A 15,316-nucleotide genomic window follows, 5' to 3' on the forward strand; every position below is an offset into this window, starting at 1 on the left:
GATTGCCGCTGTCTGTCCGCCCCCAGACTAGAGCGGCCCCCGGCGACCGCAGTCACCGGGGGCAGAGAGGCCGTATCACTGTGCGGCTCCGCCGCGTGGGCGCGGGCGACCACGAACCACCCGCATGCACGGGACGGCTAAAGCACGCACTCCGCTTCCGCGTACCGCTCCGCCGGCACCGTCTTCAGCGTCTGCACCGCCTCCGCCAGCGACACCATCACGATGTCCGTCCCGCGCAGCGCGGTCATCATCCCGAACTCCCCGCGGTGCGCGGCCTCCACCGCGTGCCATCCGAACCGCGTCGCCAGCACCCGGTCGTACGCCGTCGGCGTCCCCCCGCGCTGCACATGCCCGAGGATCACCGGCCGGGCCTCCTTGCCGAGCCGCTGCTCCAGTTCGAGGGAGAGCTGCCGGGCTATCCCGGCGAACCGCTCGTGCCCGTAGGCGTCCGTGCCGCCCTCGTCGAACGACATCGTGCCCGGCTTGGGCTTCGCGCCCTCCGCCGCGACCACGATCGCGAACCGCTTGCCCGCGGAGAACCGCTCGCCGACCTTCGCGGCGAGTTCCGCGATGTCGAAGGGCCGCTCGGGCACGACCACCGCGTGCGCGCCGGCCGCCATGCCGGAGTGCAGCGCGATCCAGCCGGTGTGCCGGCCCATGACCTCGACGATCAGCACCCGCTGGTGCGACTCGGCGGTGGTCTTCAGCCGGTCCAGCGCCTCGGTCGCCACCGTCACGGCGGTGTCGAAGCCGAAGGTGACGTCGGTCACGGCTATGTCGTTGTCGATGGTCTTCGGCACGCCCACGATCGGCAGCCCGGCATCGGACAGCAGCCGGGCCGCCTTCAGGGTGCCCTCACCGCCGATCGGGATGATCGCGTCCAGGCCCAGCTCGGCGACATGCCCCCGGGCCCGCTCCACGCCGTCCCGCAGATGCTCGGGGCGGACCCGGGAGGAGCCGAGGATGGTGCCGCCGCGGGCCAGGATGCCGCCGACCGCGTCGAGGTCGAGCTTGACGTGGTCGCCCTCCAGAAGGCCCTTCCAGCCGTCCCGGAAACCGATGACCTCGTCGCCGTGGTCGGCGACGGCACGGTGCACGACGGACCGGATGACGGCGTTCAGGCCGGGGCAGTCGCCGCCGGACGTGAGGACACCAATGCGCATAGCCCGATATACCTTCTCGAAGTGGGCACGGGGGCCGGACCGCGCTGTCCGGCTCGATCTCCGCCACCCTAGCGGCGCGGGGCGGAGCCGCACCAGGCGTCCGCCTGGTGGACGGGTCCGCTCACCTGTGCGTATGTCCCATCAGACGGGCTCCGCGCGCGCGTTCTACGCGGGCTGCTGCGCCGCCGCGATGCGCTCGTCGCGCAGCGCCTCGTACCAGCGGTCGTCGGTCGGCGGCAGCGCGTTGACGTCCAGGGCCAGCTTCAGCAGCAGGTCCGCGATGAGCGGGTTCCGGGCGAGCACCGGCCCGTGCATGTAGGTACCGAAGACCGTGTCGTTGTACGCGCCCTCGGTGCCGTCCCCGGTGCCGTTGCCGTTGCCGAAGCGGACCTGGGCGAGGGGGCGGGCGGTCGGGCCGAGGTGGGTGACGCCCTGGTGGTTCTCGAAGCCGGTCAGCGGGGGCAGGCCGAGGCGGGGGTCGATGTCGCCGAGGACGTCGCCGACGCAGCGGGCGCCCTCGCCGCGCACCGAGACCACGTCGAGCAGGCCGAGGCCGGGCTCGCGCTGGCCGAGGTCGTTGACGAACTCGTGGCCGAGGATCTGGTAGCCGGCGCAGACCGAGAAGACGATCGCGCCGTTCTCCACCGCCCGGTACAGCCCGCCGTCGCGGCGCAGCCGCTCGGCCGCCAGCCGCTGCGGGCGGTCCTCGCCGCCGCCGATCAGGTAGATGTCGCCGGAGGTGGGGATCGGCTGGTCGCTGCGCACGTCGAGCCGGGCCACGTCCAGGCCGCGCTGGCGGGCGCGGCGCTCGACGACAAGGACGTTCCCCTGGTCGCCGTAGGTGCTGAGCAGGTCCGGGTAGATCCAGACGACCCGCAGTTGGTTGTCGCTCACTTCAAGTCCCCTACAGGTCCGTTGGGTCAGTTGCCGACGCGGCGGCGCAGGTCCTGGAACGCGGTGTAGTTGGCGATGACCTCGATCCGGCCCGGCGGGCACGCCTGGACGGCCTGGTCGAGGTTCTCGCACACCTGGAACTGCTGGTCGGCGACCTCCAGGCGGACCGCGAGGTCCAGCTTGCGGTCACCGATGACGCAGATCGGGTGGCCGGTGAGCCGGGTGTAGTCCACGTCCCACAGCCAGGAGGTGTCGGTGCCGTCCGCGCCGCGGGCGTTCACCGAGAGGATCACCGGGGTGGGCGGCGGGTCGATCAGGGAGAACGTCTCCAGCCAGCCCGCGGGGTTCTTGGCGAGCAGCAGGCGCAGGTCCCGGCCCTGGAACTGGACCACGTCGTAGCGTCCGGCGACCGCCTGCACCTGGTACATGCGCTCCAGGGCGACCTGCGGCGGCACCCCGAAGACGGCGGCGACGGCGGCCGAGGAGGCGGCGTTGGCCTTGTTGGCGCGGCCCGGCAACTGCAGGTGGATCGGCCAGGGCGAGCCGTGCGGGTCGAGGACGTGGTCGCCGGAGAGCGCCCAGCTCGGCGTGGGCCGGCGGAAGCCGCACTCGCCGCAGAACCAGTCGTCGCCGGGGCGCTGCATCACACCGCCGCAGGACGGGCAGGACCAGGCGTCGTCCTTCCACATCTGCCCGGCGGCGACCCAGATCACGTTGGGGGAGGAGGAGGCGGCCCACACCACCAGCGGGTCGTCGGCGTTGGCGACGATCACGGCCTTGGAGCCGGCCAGGCCCTCCCGCCAGTTCTCGGCGAGCATCCGGGTCTCGGCGGCGCGGTCCAACTGGTCCCGGGAGAGGTTGAGCAGCGCGATGCACTTGGGGTCGGTGGCCTGGGCGACGCCGACCAGGTACTTCTCGTCGACCTCGATCACGCCGTACCGGGCGTCCGTGCCGCCGGCCAGGGCGGAGGTGATGCCGGCCGGCATGTTGGCGCCGAGCGCGTTGGACACCACCGGGCCGGCCGCCTTGAGCGCCTCGGCGATGAGCCGGGTGGTGGTGGTCTTGCCGTTGGTCGCCGAGACGAGGGTCACGTCCAAGTGCTGGGCGAGCCGGGCGAGGAGGTCGGGGTCGAGCTTCAGCGCTACCCGGCCGCCGATCACCGATCCGCTGCCGCGTCCGGCGGCGCGGGACGCCGCCGCGACCGCCTTGCCCGCGGTCACGGCCAGCTTGGCCCGCGGCGTGAGCGGGTCCGAGGTGCCTGCCATCAGTTCTCGATCCTCCTTGCGAACGCGCCGCGCCTGAAGCCTGTAGGGCCTGACGGCCACGTGGTGTGGGCCTCAGCCTATCGAGATCCCTTCGCACTCCCGAATCGTGCCCGGGCCGCGCGGTGGCCGGGACCCGGCGGGACCGTACCCTTGCGCCCATGCGACACGGCCCGATCCCGGGCGCCCGCGGGCGCGTCCGGCCCCTGACCCTGCTCGGTGACACGGTACTGCGCGAGCCGTGCCGGGAGGTGACCGGCTTCGGCCCCGAACTGGCCGCCCTGGTGGAGGACTTGTTCGCCACCATGTACGCCGCCCGGGGCGTGGGCCTGGCCGCCAACCAGGTCGGCGAACCGCTGCGGGTCTTCGTCTACGACTGCCCGGACGACGAGGACGCGCGCCACCTCGGCCATGTGGTCAACCCGACGCTGGTGGAGACCGGCGGGGTGGTGGTGCGCGGACCGGAGGGCTGTCTGTCGCTGCCGGGCCTGGAGGCCGGCACCGAGCGGTACGACCACGCGGTGATCGAGGGGTTCACGGCGGCCGGGGAGCCGGTCACCGTGCGCGGCAGCGGCTTCTTCGCCCGCTGCCTCCAGCACGAGTACGACCACCTCCAGGGCCGTCTGTACGCCGACCGCCTCACGGGCTGGCGCAAGCGGCGCCTGGAACGGCAGGCGGCCAAGGCGTCCTGGAGCCGTGGCTAGGGCCTGATCCAGACGACAGGTCCTAGAACCCGGGGCCACCGCTGCGGTCGCCGGCCGCGGCCAGCCGGCCCCAGAGCAGGTCGGCCAGGCTGCGCACCAACTCCTGCCGGGAGCAGGGCCGTTCGCCGAGCCACCAGTCACCGGCGGCGTGCATCATGCCGACGATGCCGTGGCCCCAGACCCGGGCCTGGCGCTGGCCGTCCGGGCCGAGGTCGAGGCGCTCCCCGATGACCTGGGCCAGCTCCTCGCCCATGCGGCGCAGCAGCGGGGCGGAGTGCTTGCCGACGTCGAAGCCCTGGTCGCCCTGGGCGGCGCCGCCCTCCGCCGGGTGCATCAGGAAGCGGTAGACCTGGGGGCGGGCCTCTATGGCCGCAAGGTAGGTGTCCAGGGTGGCCTCGACGCGCGCCCGCCGCTCCGCCGGGGCGTCCAGCGCGGCCCGCAGCGAGGCGAGCAGCGCGTCCGTGTGCCGCTGGGCGAGCGCGGCGTACAGGCCGCCCTTGTCGCCGAAGTGCCGGTAGAGGATCGGCTTGGTGATGCCCGCCTCGGCCGCGATGGCGTTCATCGAGGCGTGCGGGCCGTCGCGCAGCACCACCCGGTCGGCGGCCTCCAGCAGCTCCCGCCGCCGGCGCTCGGCGGACCGCTGCTGCTCGGTCCGCTGCGTGGTGTCCATGTGCTCTCCCCACCCGTGCTGAATTCGGTGACGCCTGCGCAAACTAACACCCATGACACCCCGCACCTCGAACGGGCCGCCGGGAGTTGACTTTTCCTACCAGCCGGTAACAGACTGCGGTTACCGCAAGTAACACGCATGGGTGCCGCTGGAGGGGACATGGCCGAGTTCACCATGGAGCTCAACGACGAGCAGAAGGAGGTCCGGGACTGGCTCCATGGCTTCGCCGCCGATGTGATCCGTCCCGCCGCCGCCGAGTGGGACGAGCGCGAGGAGACCCCCTGGCCGGTCATCCAGGAGGCCGCCAAGGTCGGCATCTACTCCCTCGACTTCTACGCCCAGCAGTACTTCGACGCCACCGGCCTCGGCATCCCCATGACCATGGAGGAGCTGTTCTGGGGCGACGCGGGCATCGCCCTGTCCATCGTCGGCACCGGCCTGGCCGCCGTCGGCGTCCTCGCCAACGGCACCGAGGAGCAGATCGGCACCTGGATCCCCCAGATGTACGGCGACGCCAACGATGTCAAGGTCGCCGCCTTCTGCTCCTCCGAGCCCGACGCCGGCTCCGACGTCGCCTCCATGCGCACCCGGGCCGTGTACGACGAGGCCAAGGACGAGTGGGTGATCAACGGCACGAAGACCTGGGCGACCAACGGCGGCATCGCCAACGTCCACGTCGTCGTCGCCGTGGTCGACCCCGAGCTGGGCTCCAAGGGGCACGCCTCCTTCATCGTCCCGCCGGGCACCAAGGGGCTCGCGCAGGGCCAGAAGTTCAAGAAGCACGGCATCCGCGCCTCGCACACCGCCGAGGTCATCCTCGACGACGTGCGGGTCCCCGGCTCCTGCCTGCTGGGCGGCAAGGAGAAGCTCGACGCGCGGCTGGCGCGGGCCCGGGAGAAGGCCAGGAAGGGCGGCGAGCGGGTCAAGAACGCGGCGATGGCCACGTTCGAGGCGTCCCGGCCGGCCGTCGGCGCGATGGCGGTCGGCACGGCCCGGGCCGCGTACGAGGTCGCGCTGGAGTACGCGCAGACCCGGGAGCAGTTCGGGCGGCCGATCATCGACAACCAGGGGGTCGCCTTCCAGCTCGCGGACATGCGGACCGCCATCGACGCGGCGCGGCTGCTGGTGTGGCGGGCGTCCTGGATGGCGATCAACGGCAAGCCGTTCACGGCGGCCGAGGGGTCGATGTCCAAGCTGTTCGCGAGCGAGACGGCGAAGAAGGTGACCGCCCAGGCGATCCAGATCCTGGGCGGCAACGGGTACACCCGGGAGTACCCGGTGGAGCGGATGCACCGGGACAGCGCGATCTACACGATCTTCGAGGGGACGAGCGAGATCCAGCGGCTCGTGATCGCCCGGACACTTTCCGGAATGCCCATTCGGTAGTCCGCGGGGTGCGGGTGCGGGTGCGTCACCCGTGCCTCAGCGGCGTCAGTTGCTGGATGTCGTACTTGGCCCTCAGCGCCTCGATCGCCTCGTGGTCCGGGGGGCCGCCGTCCTGGAGGATCTCCAGCAGTTCCTCGAAGTAGCGTTCGTGATCCGGCGGGGGACTGGCCTGGAAGAACATCTTCGCCGGAGTGTCCGTCGGGTTCGCGAAGGCGTGCGGGCAGCCGGGCGGGACGACGATGACCGTGCCGGGCGTGGCCCGCACGACCCGGTTGCCCGAGGCCGATTCCCAGCGCTGCCAGTTGTCGGGGGTGCGGACGCGGGGCTCGAAGGCGAGGACGTCGACTTCCCCTTCGAGCACGTAGAAGAGTTCCTCGCTGCGGGTGTGCACATGGGCGCCGACGTCGAAGCCCGGCGGCACGATCACCTCGAAGGTGGACGCCATCCGCGAATGCGAACCCGTCACCTTGAAGGTCACGTGCTGGGCCGGGGCCTCGACGACCCGGCCGTGGCCCGGCGGCACCAGCAGTCCCTCGGTGGTGGTCATCGGCGGCTCACCAGGTGACGGGCAGGGCCTCGGGCCCGCGGATCAGCGCGCCCTTCTTGAACGGCACGTCCTGCGCGGCCACCGCCAGCTTCAGCCCGGGCACCCGCTCCAGCAGGGCGTCCACCATCAGCTCCGACTCCAGCCGGGCCAGCATCCCGCCCGGGCAGTAGTGCGGCCCGAACCCGAAGGAGACATGCGGGTTGGGGTTGCGGTCGAGGTCGATGGTCTCCGGGTGGGGGAAGACGTCCGGGTCGCGGTTGGCGGCCAGGTAGGACACGTACACCGCGTCCCCCCGGCGGATGCGCACCCCGCTGATCTCGACGTCCTCCAGGGCGATCCGGGACAGGCCGACCGCGTTGCGGTGCGGGATCCAGCGCAGCAGCTCGTCGATGGCCCGGGGGCGGACCTCCCGGTCGGAGCGGAGCCGTTCGGCGAGGTCGGGGCGGGTCAGCAGCAGGTAGAACATCTGCCCGCTGTTGTTGGTGACCGCCTCGCCGCCGATCTGCAGCAGCACCGCGAGCCCCACCGCCTCGTCCAGCGTGATCTCCTCGCGGCCCACGGCGGCGCCGAGCAGCGAGGTGACGTCCTCGCCGGTGCTGTCCTGCCGGAGGGCGATGAGGTCGGAGAAGTACGCGCTCATCTCCTGCTTGGCCCGCTCGCTGACCTCGGCGCCGTGCGACGAGGACAGGATGAGCTGGGTCCAGGTGTGCATGCCGTGCCGGTCGCCGGCCGGGACGCCCATCAGCTCGCAGATCACCGCGATCGGGAAGGGGCTGAGCACCGCCTCGGTGAGGTCGGCCGGCGGCCCCTCCGCCAGCAGCGCGTCGACGAGTTCGTCGAGCAGCGAACGGGCCCGCTCGCGGACGCGTTCCACCCCGCGGGCGGTGAAGGCGGCGGCCACCGAGCGGCGCAGCCGCGTGTGGTCGGGCGGGTCGAGGAAGCCGACCGCGCCGCGCGCCGGGATGAAGTGCGGGGCGAGCCGGGTGACCTGCCGGTCCATCACCGGCTCCCGGGCGAACCGGGGGTCGTTGGCGACCGTGCGCACATCCTCGTAGCGGGTCACCAGCCAGGCCCAGCCCTCGCCGTTGGGCAGCGCGATCCGGGTCACCGGACCCTCGGCCATCAGCTCGCGCAGCACCGGGTCGAAGTCGGTGCCCGGCAGGTCCAGGGCCGGCCAGTGCCGCACCGGCGGGGCGGTGCCGGGGGCCGGGTCGGGCGGCACGGTCAGGGGGATGGTCTCTTCGCTCACGGTCGTCTCACGTCTCGGCTCTCGTCCGCGGACCGCCAGTGGCCCAGGGACATCTCCGCGGTGATGCCCGGCCCGAATCCCGCCAGCAGGCCGCGTGCCCGGTCCTGCGCGCCGCCCTCGTCGAACATGCGGCGCAGCGCGTCCAGGACGACGGCGCTGGCGATGTTGCCGTACTCGGTCAGTGTGGCCCGGCTGAACCGGAACGCGTGCGGGTCGACCCGCAGGAACTTGCTCAGGTCGTCCAGGATGCGCGGGCCGCCCGCGTGCACGATGTAGAAGTCCAGGTCGGACGCGTCCCAGCCGTGGTCGCGGGCCAGTTGCCGCAGCGCCGGGGCGAGCGGCTCCATGGTGGCCGGCACCCGCTTGTCCAGCAGGAAGTGGAAGCCGGTCGCCTTCACGTCGTACATGATCCACTCTTCGGTCTTGGGGATCAGGTACGAGCCGTTGCGCTCCAGGCGGACGCCGGTGCCGCCCCGGCCGCGGACCACCGCGGCGGCGATGCCGTCGCCGAAGAGGCCGTTGGAGAGCAGCGAGCCCACGCCGATGTCGGTGGGCTGGTAGCACAGCGAGCAGAACTCGCAGGCCACGATGAGCGCGTTGCCCTGCGGGTAGGCCGTGCAGAAGTCGTGCGCCCGGTTGATCGCGGCGCCGCCCGCCGCGCAGCCCAACTGCGCTATGGGTATCTGCCGGGTGGTGCTGTCGAAGCCCATCTCGTTGATCAGCCAGGCGGTGAGCGAGGGCATCATGAAGCCCGTGCACGACACGTAGATGATCACGTCGATGTCGTTGGCGAGCAGTTCCGCGTCGTCCAGGGCCCGCTGGATCACCGCGGGCACCCGGGCCTTGGCCTCGGCCTCGTAGAGCTTGTTCCGGTCCTCGAAACCGGGGTGCTTCAGGGTCTCCTCGATGGGCTGCACGATGTGCCGGGTACGCACCCCGGTGTTCTCGATCAGCCTGAGGGCCAGCGGCAGTTGGGGATGGCCGGCGTGGCGCTCACGGGCTAGCTGAAGGGTCTCCTCCATCGTGATCACGTGCTCGGGTACGGACACCGAGGGTCTGCACAAAGTCGCCATGAACCGTGCCTGCTTTCGACTCCCGGGGGGCCTTGCGCGCCCCGGTCGGAAAGTGGTCCACCTCTTGGGGTGTCCACCCACGATCACCCGGCGGGACGCCGATCTCTCGCCGGGCTACTCCGTACCGGGGACCCTGGCAGGGTGGAGCACGACCGCACGGCCGAGGCGACGGAGAAGACGATGGCCCTCACGGCACGGCAACTGCTGGCGACCACCACCGGAAAACTGGCCCCCGACCCCGGCGCCAACCGGCTGGTGCCCCTGCTGGCGCGGGGCGCGGCGAGCCGGGACACGCTCGCCGCGCTGGCCCTGGAGCAGCGCTGGGTGATCCCGGCCGACCGCCGGGCCTTCGAGTACCTGGCGCACCGCACCGCCGGCCCCGCCCCGGACACCGCCGCGTACTTCACCGCCCTGGCCGAGGGGGAGGCCGTCGCCGCCGAGAAGCTCGCCGGGTTCGCCGCGGCCTGCGGGGCGGGCGAGGAGCGGGCGGTGCGGCACGACCCGCTGCCGGGCTGCCAGGCGTACCCGGCGTACGTCGCCTGGCTGGCGGTCAACGGCTCGCCCGCCGAGACCGTCCTCGCCCTGCACGCCAACTTCTCCGCCTGGGGCGGCTACTGCGCCACCATCGCCACCGCCCTGCGCCGCCACTACGGCTTCACCGACGAGGCGTGCGCCTTCTTCGACCACTTCGCCGCGCCCGCGCCCGGTCTCGACGCGAAGGCGACCGCCGCCGTCCAGGAGGGGCTGGCCGCGGGCGGGCTCAACCAGGACCTCACATTGCGCTACGGGCGGCTCCTGCTGGCCTACGAGGCGATGTTCTGGCGGACGCTGTGGGAGCTGGAGGGGGCTCAGCCCGACTGACCGCTGCTGTGCGCGATGCAGGCCACGTCGATCCGGTCGGCCAGCTTGGCCAGCTCGATGGTCAGGGCCGCGACGGTGTCCTCGTCCAGGGCCACCTCGCCGTTCTCCACCAGACGCAGCCACCGTCCGCCCACCGTGCGCAGCAGCTTGCTCACGTCGGCCGCGGCCACCTGCAAGGTGCCGCGGTGGTCGACGATCAGGGGGAGGGTCACTTCGCGGGTCACGAAAAGGGATCGTAGCCGCGGATGCCTCACGCCCCGTGCCATACGGTGGTGATGTTGCAGAACTCCCGGATTCCGTGCCCGGACAGCTCACGGCCGTACCCCGACCGCTTGATCCCGCCGAACGGGAACGCCGGATGCGAGGCCGTCATCCCGTTGACGTACACACCGCCCGCCTCCAGGTCCCGGACGAACCGGTCCACGTCGGCGTCGTCCCGGGTCCAGACGTTGGAACTGAGACCGAAGTCGGTGTCGTTGGCGATCAGGACCGCCTCGTCCAGGTCGGCCGCGCGGTACAGGGTGGCGACCGGGCCGAAGGTCTCCTCGCGGTGGATGCGCATCTCCCGGGTGATGCCGGCCAGCACGGTCGGCGGGTAGTACCAGCCGGGCCCGTCGGGGCGCTCGCCGCCGCACAGCACGGTGGCGCCGCCGCGCACCGCGTCCTCCACCAGCTCCACCAGGTCGGTCACGCCCTGTTCGCTGGAGAGCGGGCCGACCTCGGTCTCCTCGTCCATCGGGTCGCCGACCTTGAGGGCCTTCATCCCGGCGACGAAGCGCTCGGCGAAGGCGTCGTAGACGTCGGTGTGCACGATGAACCGCTTGGCGGCGATGCAGGACTGCCCGGCGTTCTGGGCCCGCGCGGTCACCGCCACCCGGGCCGCCCGGTCGATGTCGGCGGACGGCATCACGATGAACGGGTCGCTGCCGCCCAGCTCCAGCACCGTCTTCTTGATCATCTCCCCGGCGGTGGAGGCCACCGCGCGGCCGGCCGGCTCGCTGCCGGTGAGGGTGGCGGCCTTGACCCGCTCGTCGCGCAGCACGTCGTCCACCGCCGCCGAGCCGATCAGCAGGGTCTGGAAGCAGCCCTCGGGGAAGCCGGCGCGGTGGAAGAGGTCCTCCAGGTACAGCGCGGTCGCCGGCACGTTCGAGGCGTGCTTGAGCAGGCCGACATTGCCCGCCATCAGCGCCGGGGCGGCGAACCGGATCACCTGCCAGAGCGGGAAGTTCCACGGCATGACCGCCAGGACCGGGCCGAGCGGGCGGTAGCGGACCAGGGCCCGGGAGGCGCCGGAGTCCTTCACATCGGCCTCGGCGGGCTCCTCGTCGGCGAGCAGCCCGGCCGCGTGGTCGGCGTACCAGCGCATCGCCTTGGCGCACTTCGCCGCCTCGGCGCGGGCCTGCTTGATCGGCTTGCCCATCTCGGTGGTGATGATCCGGCCGATCTCGTCCTGGTCGGCCTCCAGCAGATCGGCGGCCCGGTGCATCAGCCGGGCCCGCTCCTCGAACGTCGTCGTCCGGTACGTGCGGAAGGTGGCCTCGGCGAGCTGGAGACGGCGTCCGGTCTCCTCCTCGCCCATGGCCTCGTACGTCCTGACCGTCTCGCCGTTCGCCGGGTTCACCGTCGCGATGGGCATGGCTGACCTCCCTGGGGGCGGGCTGTGCTTCGACCTTCGCGCCGGGCGCGGCGCACCGCAACGCGAAGGCGTCTCGTCAGCCCGAGTGCTCCGCCAGGCGGTCGAGAAACGCGGTCTGCGCCGTGACGATCACCTCGCGGGCCGCGTCCAGGGACAGCCATGCCACCCGGTCCAGCTCCGGGAACTCCTGGACCCGGCCCGAGCGCGGCGGCCACTCCATGCGGAAGGTGCCGGGCACCACCGCCGCCGGGTCCAGGTCGGCCTCCACCGCCCAGACCGTGACCAGCTTGCCGCCGGACTGGCGGACCTCGCCCAGCGGCACGGCCGCGCCCTCGGGCGGCGCCAGCCCCAGCTCCTCCCGGAACTCGCGCCGGGCCGCCTCCCAGGCCGGCTCGTCCTCCTCGTACTCGCCCTTCGGGACGGTCCAGGCGCCCTGCTCGCGGCGGGCGTGGAACGGGCCGCCCATGTGCCCGAGCAGCACCTCCAGACCGGCGTCGGTACGGCGGTACAGCAGCAGGCCCGCGCTGCGCCTCACGGTGCCGCCTCCGGGTGGGCGGCGAACAGGGTCTCCACCGTGTCGGCGTCCTCGGGGCGCTTGTCCTCGCGGTAGCGGATCACCCGGGCGAAGCGGAGGGTGACGCCGGCCGGGTAGCGGGTGGAGCGCTGGACGCCGTCATAGCCGATCTCGACCACCAGTTCGGGGCGGACGGTCACACCCCAGGGGTGCTCCTCGACGGCCAGTTCGCCCAGGCGTGCGGTCTGCCAGGTGAGCAGCGCGTCGGTCATGCCCTTGAAGGTCTTGCCGAGCATCACGAACGAGCCGTCGGCGGCGCGGGCGCCCAGGTGCAGGTTGGAGAGCTTGCCGGTGCGGCGGCCGTGGCCCCACTCGGCGGCCAGGACCACCAGGTCGAGGGTGTGCACGGGCTTGACCTTCAGCCAGGACGCCCCGCGCCGGCCCGCGCTGTAGGGGGCGTCGGTGCCCTTGACCACGACGCCCTCGTGGCCCCGGGCCAGCGTCTCGGCGAGGAAGTCCTCCGCCGCCCGCACGTCCTCGGGCCCGGCCACCAGCACGCGCCGCACCCGCATCGGCCCGGGGACCAGCCGGGCCAGCTCCGCGTGCCGCTCGGTCAGCGGCAGGTCGAGCAGGTCCCGGCCGTCGACGGAGAGCACGTCGAAGAAGACGGGGGAGACCGGCACCGCCCGCGCCGCCGTGGCCACGTCCGTGCGCGAGCCGACCCGCCCGGCGGTCTCCTGGAACGAGCGGGGACGCCCGTCCGCGCCGAAGGAGATCACCTCGCCGTCCAGCACGAACCGCTCGCCGGGCAGCTCCCGGGCCGCCGCGGTCACCTCGGGCAGCCGGTCGGTGATGTCCTCCAGGGTGCGGGTGCAGCACCGTACGGTGGCGCCGTCGCGGTGCACCTGGACGCGGATGCCGTCGAGCTTCTCCTCGACCGCGCAGCTCCCGAGCCTGGCCACCGCCTCGGCGACCGAGGACGCGGTGTGCGCCAGCATCGGCAGCACCGGCCGGCCGACGGTGAGCCGGAACCGGCCGAGCGCGTCCGGCCCCTCGGCGAGCAGCGCCTCGGCCACCGCCTGGAGCGACCCGGCGAGCATCACCGCCCGCCGCACGTCCGCCGCCGGCGCCCCGGTGGCGGAGGCCAGCCCCTCCACGGCCGCCGCGTCGAGCGCGCCCTGCCGGACCTCGCCGGTGAGCAGGCCCAGCAGGAACCGCTGCTCGTCCTCGGTGGCCGCGCCCATCAGCTCGCCGACCAGCCGGGTCCGCTCGGCCTGGGATCCGGGGCCGGAGACCGCCGCGAGCCGGGTCAGCCGGGCGTCCACCTCGCGCACGGTCAGTGTCGGTGCGGCGGCGGGCGGCACCGGCCGGCCCAGCACCTTCCAGCCGACGCCGATCCGGCCCTGCGGCAGCCGGCCCGCCAGATACGGGATGACGACCGGGACGTCCGCCGCCTCCGCCTCCCGGAACAACTCCGCGAGCAGGGCGGTCTTGCGGGACCGCGCCGAGGTGGCCGCGACCTCCCGGGACACCTGGGCCAAGCGGGCGAGCAGCATGCCCTTCATGGTGCACCGGGAGGGCCGACCTCACACCTGGCCGGGCCGTCGGCGGCGACTCCCGTCAGTCCCGCGGGCACGCCCGGGAGGGCCGGCCTCGCACCTGGCCGGGTCGTCGGCGGGGACCCCCGTCAGTCCCCCAGGCCCGCGTCCACGTCGGACATGATCAGGTCGCCGACGATCGCCGAGGCCGCCCGGTAGCCGCCGCTGGCCGCGTGGACGACCTGCTCGGCGAAGCCCATCGCGTTGCCCGCGGCCCACACCCCCGGCACGCTGGTCAGCCCGGTCGGGTCCACCACCGGGTACGCCCCGAACGGGGTCTGGGTCAGCTCCGCGCCCAGCTCCCGCAGCAGTCCGTTGCGCGGCACCGCACGCGGCGCCACGAACACCACCGACCGCTCGTGCACGGTCCCGTCGGCCAGTCGGACGCCGGTGATCCGGTCGTCCTCGGCCACCAGCCCGGCCACCTCGCCGGGCACCACCTTCACCCCGGCCGCCGCCAGCCTGCGCAGGTCCTGGTCGGACAGCTCGTCCTCGCCGACCGTGTGCAGGAACAGGGTGACGTCGTCCGACCAGCCGGTCACCATCAGCGCTTGGTGCACGCTGAGCGGGCTGCTCGCCAGCACGCCGAAGCGCTCGTCGCGGACCTCCCAGCCGTGGCAGAACGGGCAGTGCAGCACATCTCGGCCGAACCGCTCGGCGACCCCGTCGACCGCCGGCAGCTCGTCCTTCAGGCCGGTGGCGACCACCAGCCGCCGGGCGCCCACGGTCCGCCCGCCGGCCAGCTCCACGGTGAAGCCGTCGCGCTCCCCGGCGACGCCCACCACCCGGTCGCGGACCAGCTCCACGCCGTACGCCGCGATCTCCGCCCGGCCGGCCGCCAGGAACTCGGCGGGCGGCATGCCGTCCCGGCTCAGATAGCCCTGCATATGGGCGGCGGGCGCGTTCCGCGGCTCGCCCGCGTCCACGACGAGCGTCCGGCGCCGGGCCCGGCCCAGGGTGAGCGCGGCCGACAGCCCGGCGGTGCCGCCGCCGACCACGACCACGTCGTACCGCTCGCTGTTCTGCGTCTTCTCGGTCACGGTGACCACCTCCACCGCGAGCGTCACCCAGCCGATGCGACATTGACAAACGCGTTTGCCGGAACTGCAATAAAGTCATGACGACGGACGACGTACTCGCGGGGGTCGGCCCCCGGCTGCGGCAGCTCAGGAAGGAGCGCGAGGTCACCCTCGCCGCGCTCGCCGAGGCCACCGGCATCTCCGTGAGCACCCTCTCGCGGCTGGAGTCCGGCCTGCGCAAGCCCAGCCTGGAGCTGCTGCTGCCGATCGCCCGGGCCCACCAGGTGCCGCTGGACGAGCTGGTCGGCGCCCCGCCGGTCGGCGACCCCCGGGTGCGCTCCCGGCCGGTCCAGCGGCACGGCCGCACCTACTGGCCGCTCACCCGCCAGCCGGGCGGCCTCCAGGCGTTCAAGGTGCTGGTGCCGCCGCGCCAGGAGGAGCCCGAACTGCAGACCCACGAGGGCTACGAGTGGCTCTATGTGCTCTCCGGCCGGCTCCGCATCGTCCTCGGCGACCACGACCTGGTGATCGGCGCCGGGGAGGCCGTCGAGTTCGACACCCGGGTGCCGCACTGGTTCGGGGCGGCGGGGGAGGGGCCGGCCGAGTTCCTCAGCCTCTTCGGCCCGCAGGGCGAGCGGATGCACGTTCGGGCGCGGCCCGCGCGGGCGTGAGCTTCCCGACGGTCCCCCGACGGTTCCCTGATCGGCAAGCGACCGCTTAGTATGCGGTGGACCCGGTCG

Annotated in this window: 16 protein-coding genes; 4 read left to right on the plus strand and 12 right to left on the minus strand. The window is 73.0% G+C overall.

The features are described from left to right. Positions 1-137: 137 nt before the first annotated feature. The 3 genes from IE316_RS31475 to IE316_RS31485 all read right to left on the minus strand — a co-directional run bounded on the left by IE316_RS31475 (position 138) and on the right by IE316_RS31485 (position 3,322). The gene (locus tag IE316_RS31475) at positions 138-1,163 is read right to left on the minus strand and encodes a 6-phosphofructokinase (RefSeq protein WP_190207930.1); all 1,026 of its coding nucleotides are present in this window, start codon (positions 1,161-1,163) and stop codon (positions 138-140) included. A 165-nt stretch (positions 1,164-1,328) separates the two neighbouring features. Beyond that, complete coding sequence (locus IE316_RS31480) at positions 1,329-2,057, minus strand: type 1 glutamine amidotransferase (protein ID WP_190207931.1); 729 nt, start codon at positions 2,055-2,057, stop codon at positions 1,329-1,331. A 26-nt stretch (positions 2,058-2,083) separates the two neighbouring features. Continuing rightward, entirely contained in the window at positions 2,084-3,322 is a 1,239-nt protein-coding gene (locus IE316_RS31485) for a MurT ligase domain-containing protein (protein ID WP_190207932.1), read from the minus strand. A gap of 158 nt (positions 3,323-3,480) precedes the next feature. Between IE316_RS31485 and def the strand changes: the two genes are divergently transcribed. Continuing rightward, on the plus strand, positions 3,481-4,023 hold the full coding sequence (def, locus tag IE316_RS31490; protein ID WP_190207933.1) for a peptide deformylase: 543 nt from the start codon (positions 3,481-3,483) through the stop codon (positions 4,021-4,023). Positions 4,024-4,045: 22 nt separating this feature from the next. Here def and IE316_RS31495 read toward each other — a convergent pair whose 3' ends face one another. Further along, the gene (locus IE316_RS31495; protein ID WP_190207934.1) at positions 4,046-4,693 is read right to left on the minus strand and encodes a TetR/AcrR family transcriptional regulator; all 648 of its coding nucleotides are present in this window, start codon (positions 4,691-4,693) and stop codon (positions 4,046-4,048) included. 159 nt (positions 4,694-4,852) lie between these two features. On the opposite strand from IE316_RS31495, the gene IE316_RS31500 reads away from it, so the two are divergent. Then, complete coding sequence (locus IE316_RS31500) at positions 4,853-6,079, plus strand: acyl-CoA dehydrogenase family protein (protein WP_190207935.1); 1,227 nt, start codon at positions 4,853-4,855, stop codon at positions 6,077-6,079. Positions 6,080-6,104: 25 nt separating this feature from the next. On the opposite strand, the gene IE316_RS31505 is transcribed toward IE316_RS31500, so the two are convergent. Genes IE316_RS31505 through IE316_RS31515 form a run of 3 tightly spaced genes read right to left on the minus strand, consistent with a single transcriptional unit; the run spans position 6,105 to position 8,948 of the window. Beyond that, the gene (locus IE316_RS31505; protein WP_190207936.1) at positions 6,105-6,626 is read right to left on the minus strand and encodes a cupin domain-containing protein; all 522 of its coding nucleotides are present in this window, start codon (positions 6,624-6,626) and stop codon (positions 6,105-6,107) included. Positions 6,627-6,633: 7 nt separating this feature from the next. Further along, positions 6,634-7,875: a cytochrome P450 gene (locus IE316_RS31510; RefSeq protein ID WP_190207937.1), complete on the minus strand. Its 1,242-nt coding sequence runs from the start codon at positions 7,873-7,875 to the stop codon at positions 6,634-6,636. After that, entirely contained in the window at positions 7,872-8,948 is a 1,077-nt protein-coding gene (locus tag IE316_RS31515; protein ID WP_190207938.1) for a type III polyketide synthase, read from the minus strand. Before IE316_RS31515 ends, IE316_RS31510 begins: the two co-directional genes overlap by 4 nt. A 180-nt stretch (positions 8,949-9,128) precedes the next feature. On the opposite strand from IE316_RS31515, the gene IE316_RS31520 reads away from it, so the two are divergent. Beyond that, positions 9,129-9,809, plus strand: a complete 681-nt coding sequence (locus IE316_RS31520) for a transcriptional regulator (RefSeq protein WP_190207966.1) — start codon at positions 9,129-9,131, stop codon at positions 9,807-9,809. On the opposite strand, the gene IE316_RS31525 is transcribed toward IE316_RS31520, so the two are convergent. From IE316_RS31525 to IE316_RS31545, 5 genes are all read right to left on the minus strand, one after another. Next, the gene (locus tag IE316_RS31525) at positions 9,797-10,033 is read right to left on the minus strand and encodes a DUF6213 family protein (protein WP_190207939.1); all 237 of its coding nucleotides are present in this window, start codon (positions 10,031-10,033) and stop codon (positions 9,797-9,799) included. The genes IE316_RS31520 and IE316_RS31525 overlap by 13 nt on opposite strands. Before the next feature lie 26 nt (positions 10,034-10,059). Beyond that, on the minus strand, positions 10,060-11,445 hold the full coding sequence (locus IE316_RS31530; RefSeq protein ID WP_190207940.1) for an NADP-dependent succinic semialdehyde dehydrogenase: 1,386 nt from the start codon (positions 11,443-11,445) through the stop codon (positions 10,060-10,062). A gap of 76 nt (positions 11,446-11,521) precedes the next feature. Further along, a complete protein-coding gene (locus tag IE316_RS31535) occupies positions 11,522-11,980 on the minus strand; it encodes an NUDIX hydrolase (protein WP_190207941.1) in 459 nt (152 codons plus the stop codon). Next, a complete protein-coding gene (locus IE316_RS31540; RefSeq protein WP_190207942.1) occupies positions 11,977-13,515 on the minus strand; it encodes an ATP-dependent DNA ligase in 1,539 nt (512 codons plus the stop codon). The genes IE316_RS31535 and IE316_RS31540 overlap by 4 nt, the downstream gene beginning before the upstream one ends. 131 nt (positions 13,516-13,646) lie before the next feature. Continuing rightward, on the minus strand, positions 13,647-14,612 hold the full coding sequence (locus tag IE316_RS31545) for an NAD(P)/FAD-dependent oxidoreductase (protein WP_190207967.1): 966 nt from the start codon (positions 14,610-14,612) through the stop codon (positions 13,647-13,649). Between the two features lie 62 nt (positions 14,613-14,674). Here IE316_RS31545 and IE316_RS31550 point away from each other — a divergent pair, with 62 nt between their 5' ends. Further along, the gene (locus tag IE316_RS31550) at positions 14,675-15,247 is read left to right on the plus strand and encodes a helix-turn-helix domain-containing protein (protein ID WP_190207943.1); all 573 of its coding nucleotides are present in this window, start codon (positions 14,675-14,677) and stop codon (positions 15,245-15,247) included. Positions 15,248-15,316 lie beyond the last annotated feature (69 nt).

Origin of the sequence: Streptomyces fumanus (assembly GCF_014655295.1) — a bacterium.
In the GTDB taxonomy this organism is placed as follows: domain Bacteria; phylum Actinomycetota; class Actinomycetes; order Streptomycetales; family Streptomycetaceae; genus Streptomyces; species Streptomyces fumanus.

Excerpts from the sequence above, each read along its gene's own strand:
- IE316_RS31530 (WP_190207940.1), bottom strand. The coding sequence starts at position 11,445 with ATGCCCATCGCGACGGTGAACCCGGCGAACGGCGAGACGGTCAGGACG.
- IE316_RS31540 (WP_190207942.1), bottom strand. The coding sequence starts at position 13,515 with ATGCTGCTCGCCCGCTTGGCCCAGGTGTCCCGGGAGGTCGCGGCCACC.
- def (WP_190207933.1), top strand. The coding sequence starts at position 3,481 with ATGCGACACGGCCCGATCCCGGGCGCCCGCGGGCGCGTCCGGCCCCTG.
- IE316_RS31505 (WP_190207936.1), bottom strand. The coding sequence starts at position 6,626 with ATGACCACCACCGAGGGACTGCTGGTGCCGCCGGGCCACGGCCGGGTC.
- IE316_RS31550 (WP_190207943.1), top strand. The coding sequence starts at position 14,675 with ATGACGACGGACGACGTACTCGCGGGGGTCGGCCCCCGGCTGCGGCAG.
- IE316_RS31495 (WP_190207934.1), bottom strand. The coding sequence starts at position 4,693 with ATGGACACCACGCAGCGGACCGAGCAGCAGCGGTCCGCCGAGCGCCGG.
- IE316_RS31515 (WP_190207938.1), bottom strand. The coding sequence starts at position 8,948 with ATGGCGACTTTGTGCAGACCCTCGGTGTCCGTACCCGAGCACGTGATC.
- IE316_RS31475 (WP_190207930.1), bottom strand. The coding sequence starts at position 1,163 with ATGCGCATTGGTGTCCTCACGTCCGGCGGCGACTGCCCCGGCCTGAAC.
- IE316_RS31485 (WP_190207932.1), bottom strand. The coding sequence starts at position 3,322 with ATGGCAGGCACCTCGGACCCGCTCACGCCGCGGGCCAAGCTGGCCGTG.
- IE316_RS31520 (WP_190207966.1), top strand. The coding sequence starts at position 9,129 with ATGGCCCTCACGGCACGGCAACTGCTGGCGACCACCACCGGAAAACTG.
- IE316_RS31500 (WP_190207935.1), top strand. The coding sequence starts at position 4,853 with ATGGCCGAGTTCACCATGGAGCTCAACGACGAGCAGAAGGAGGTCCGG.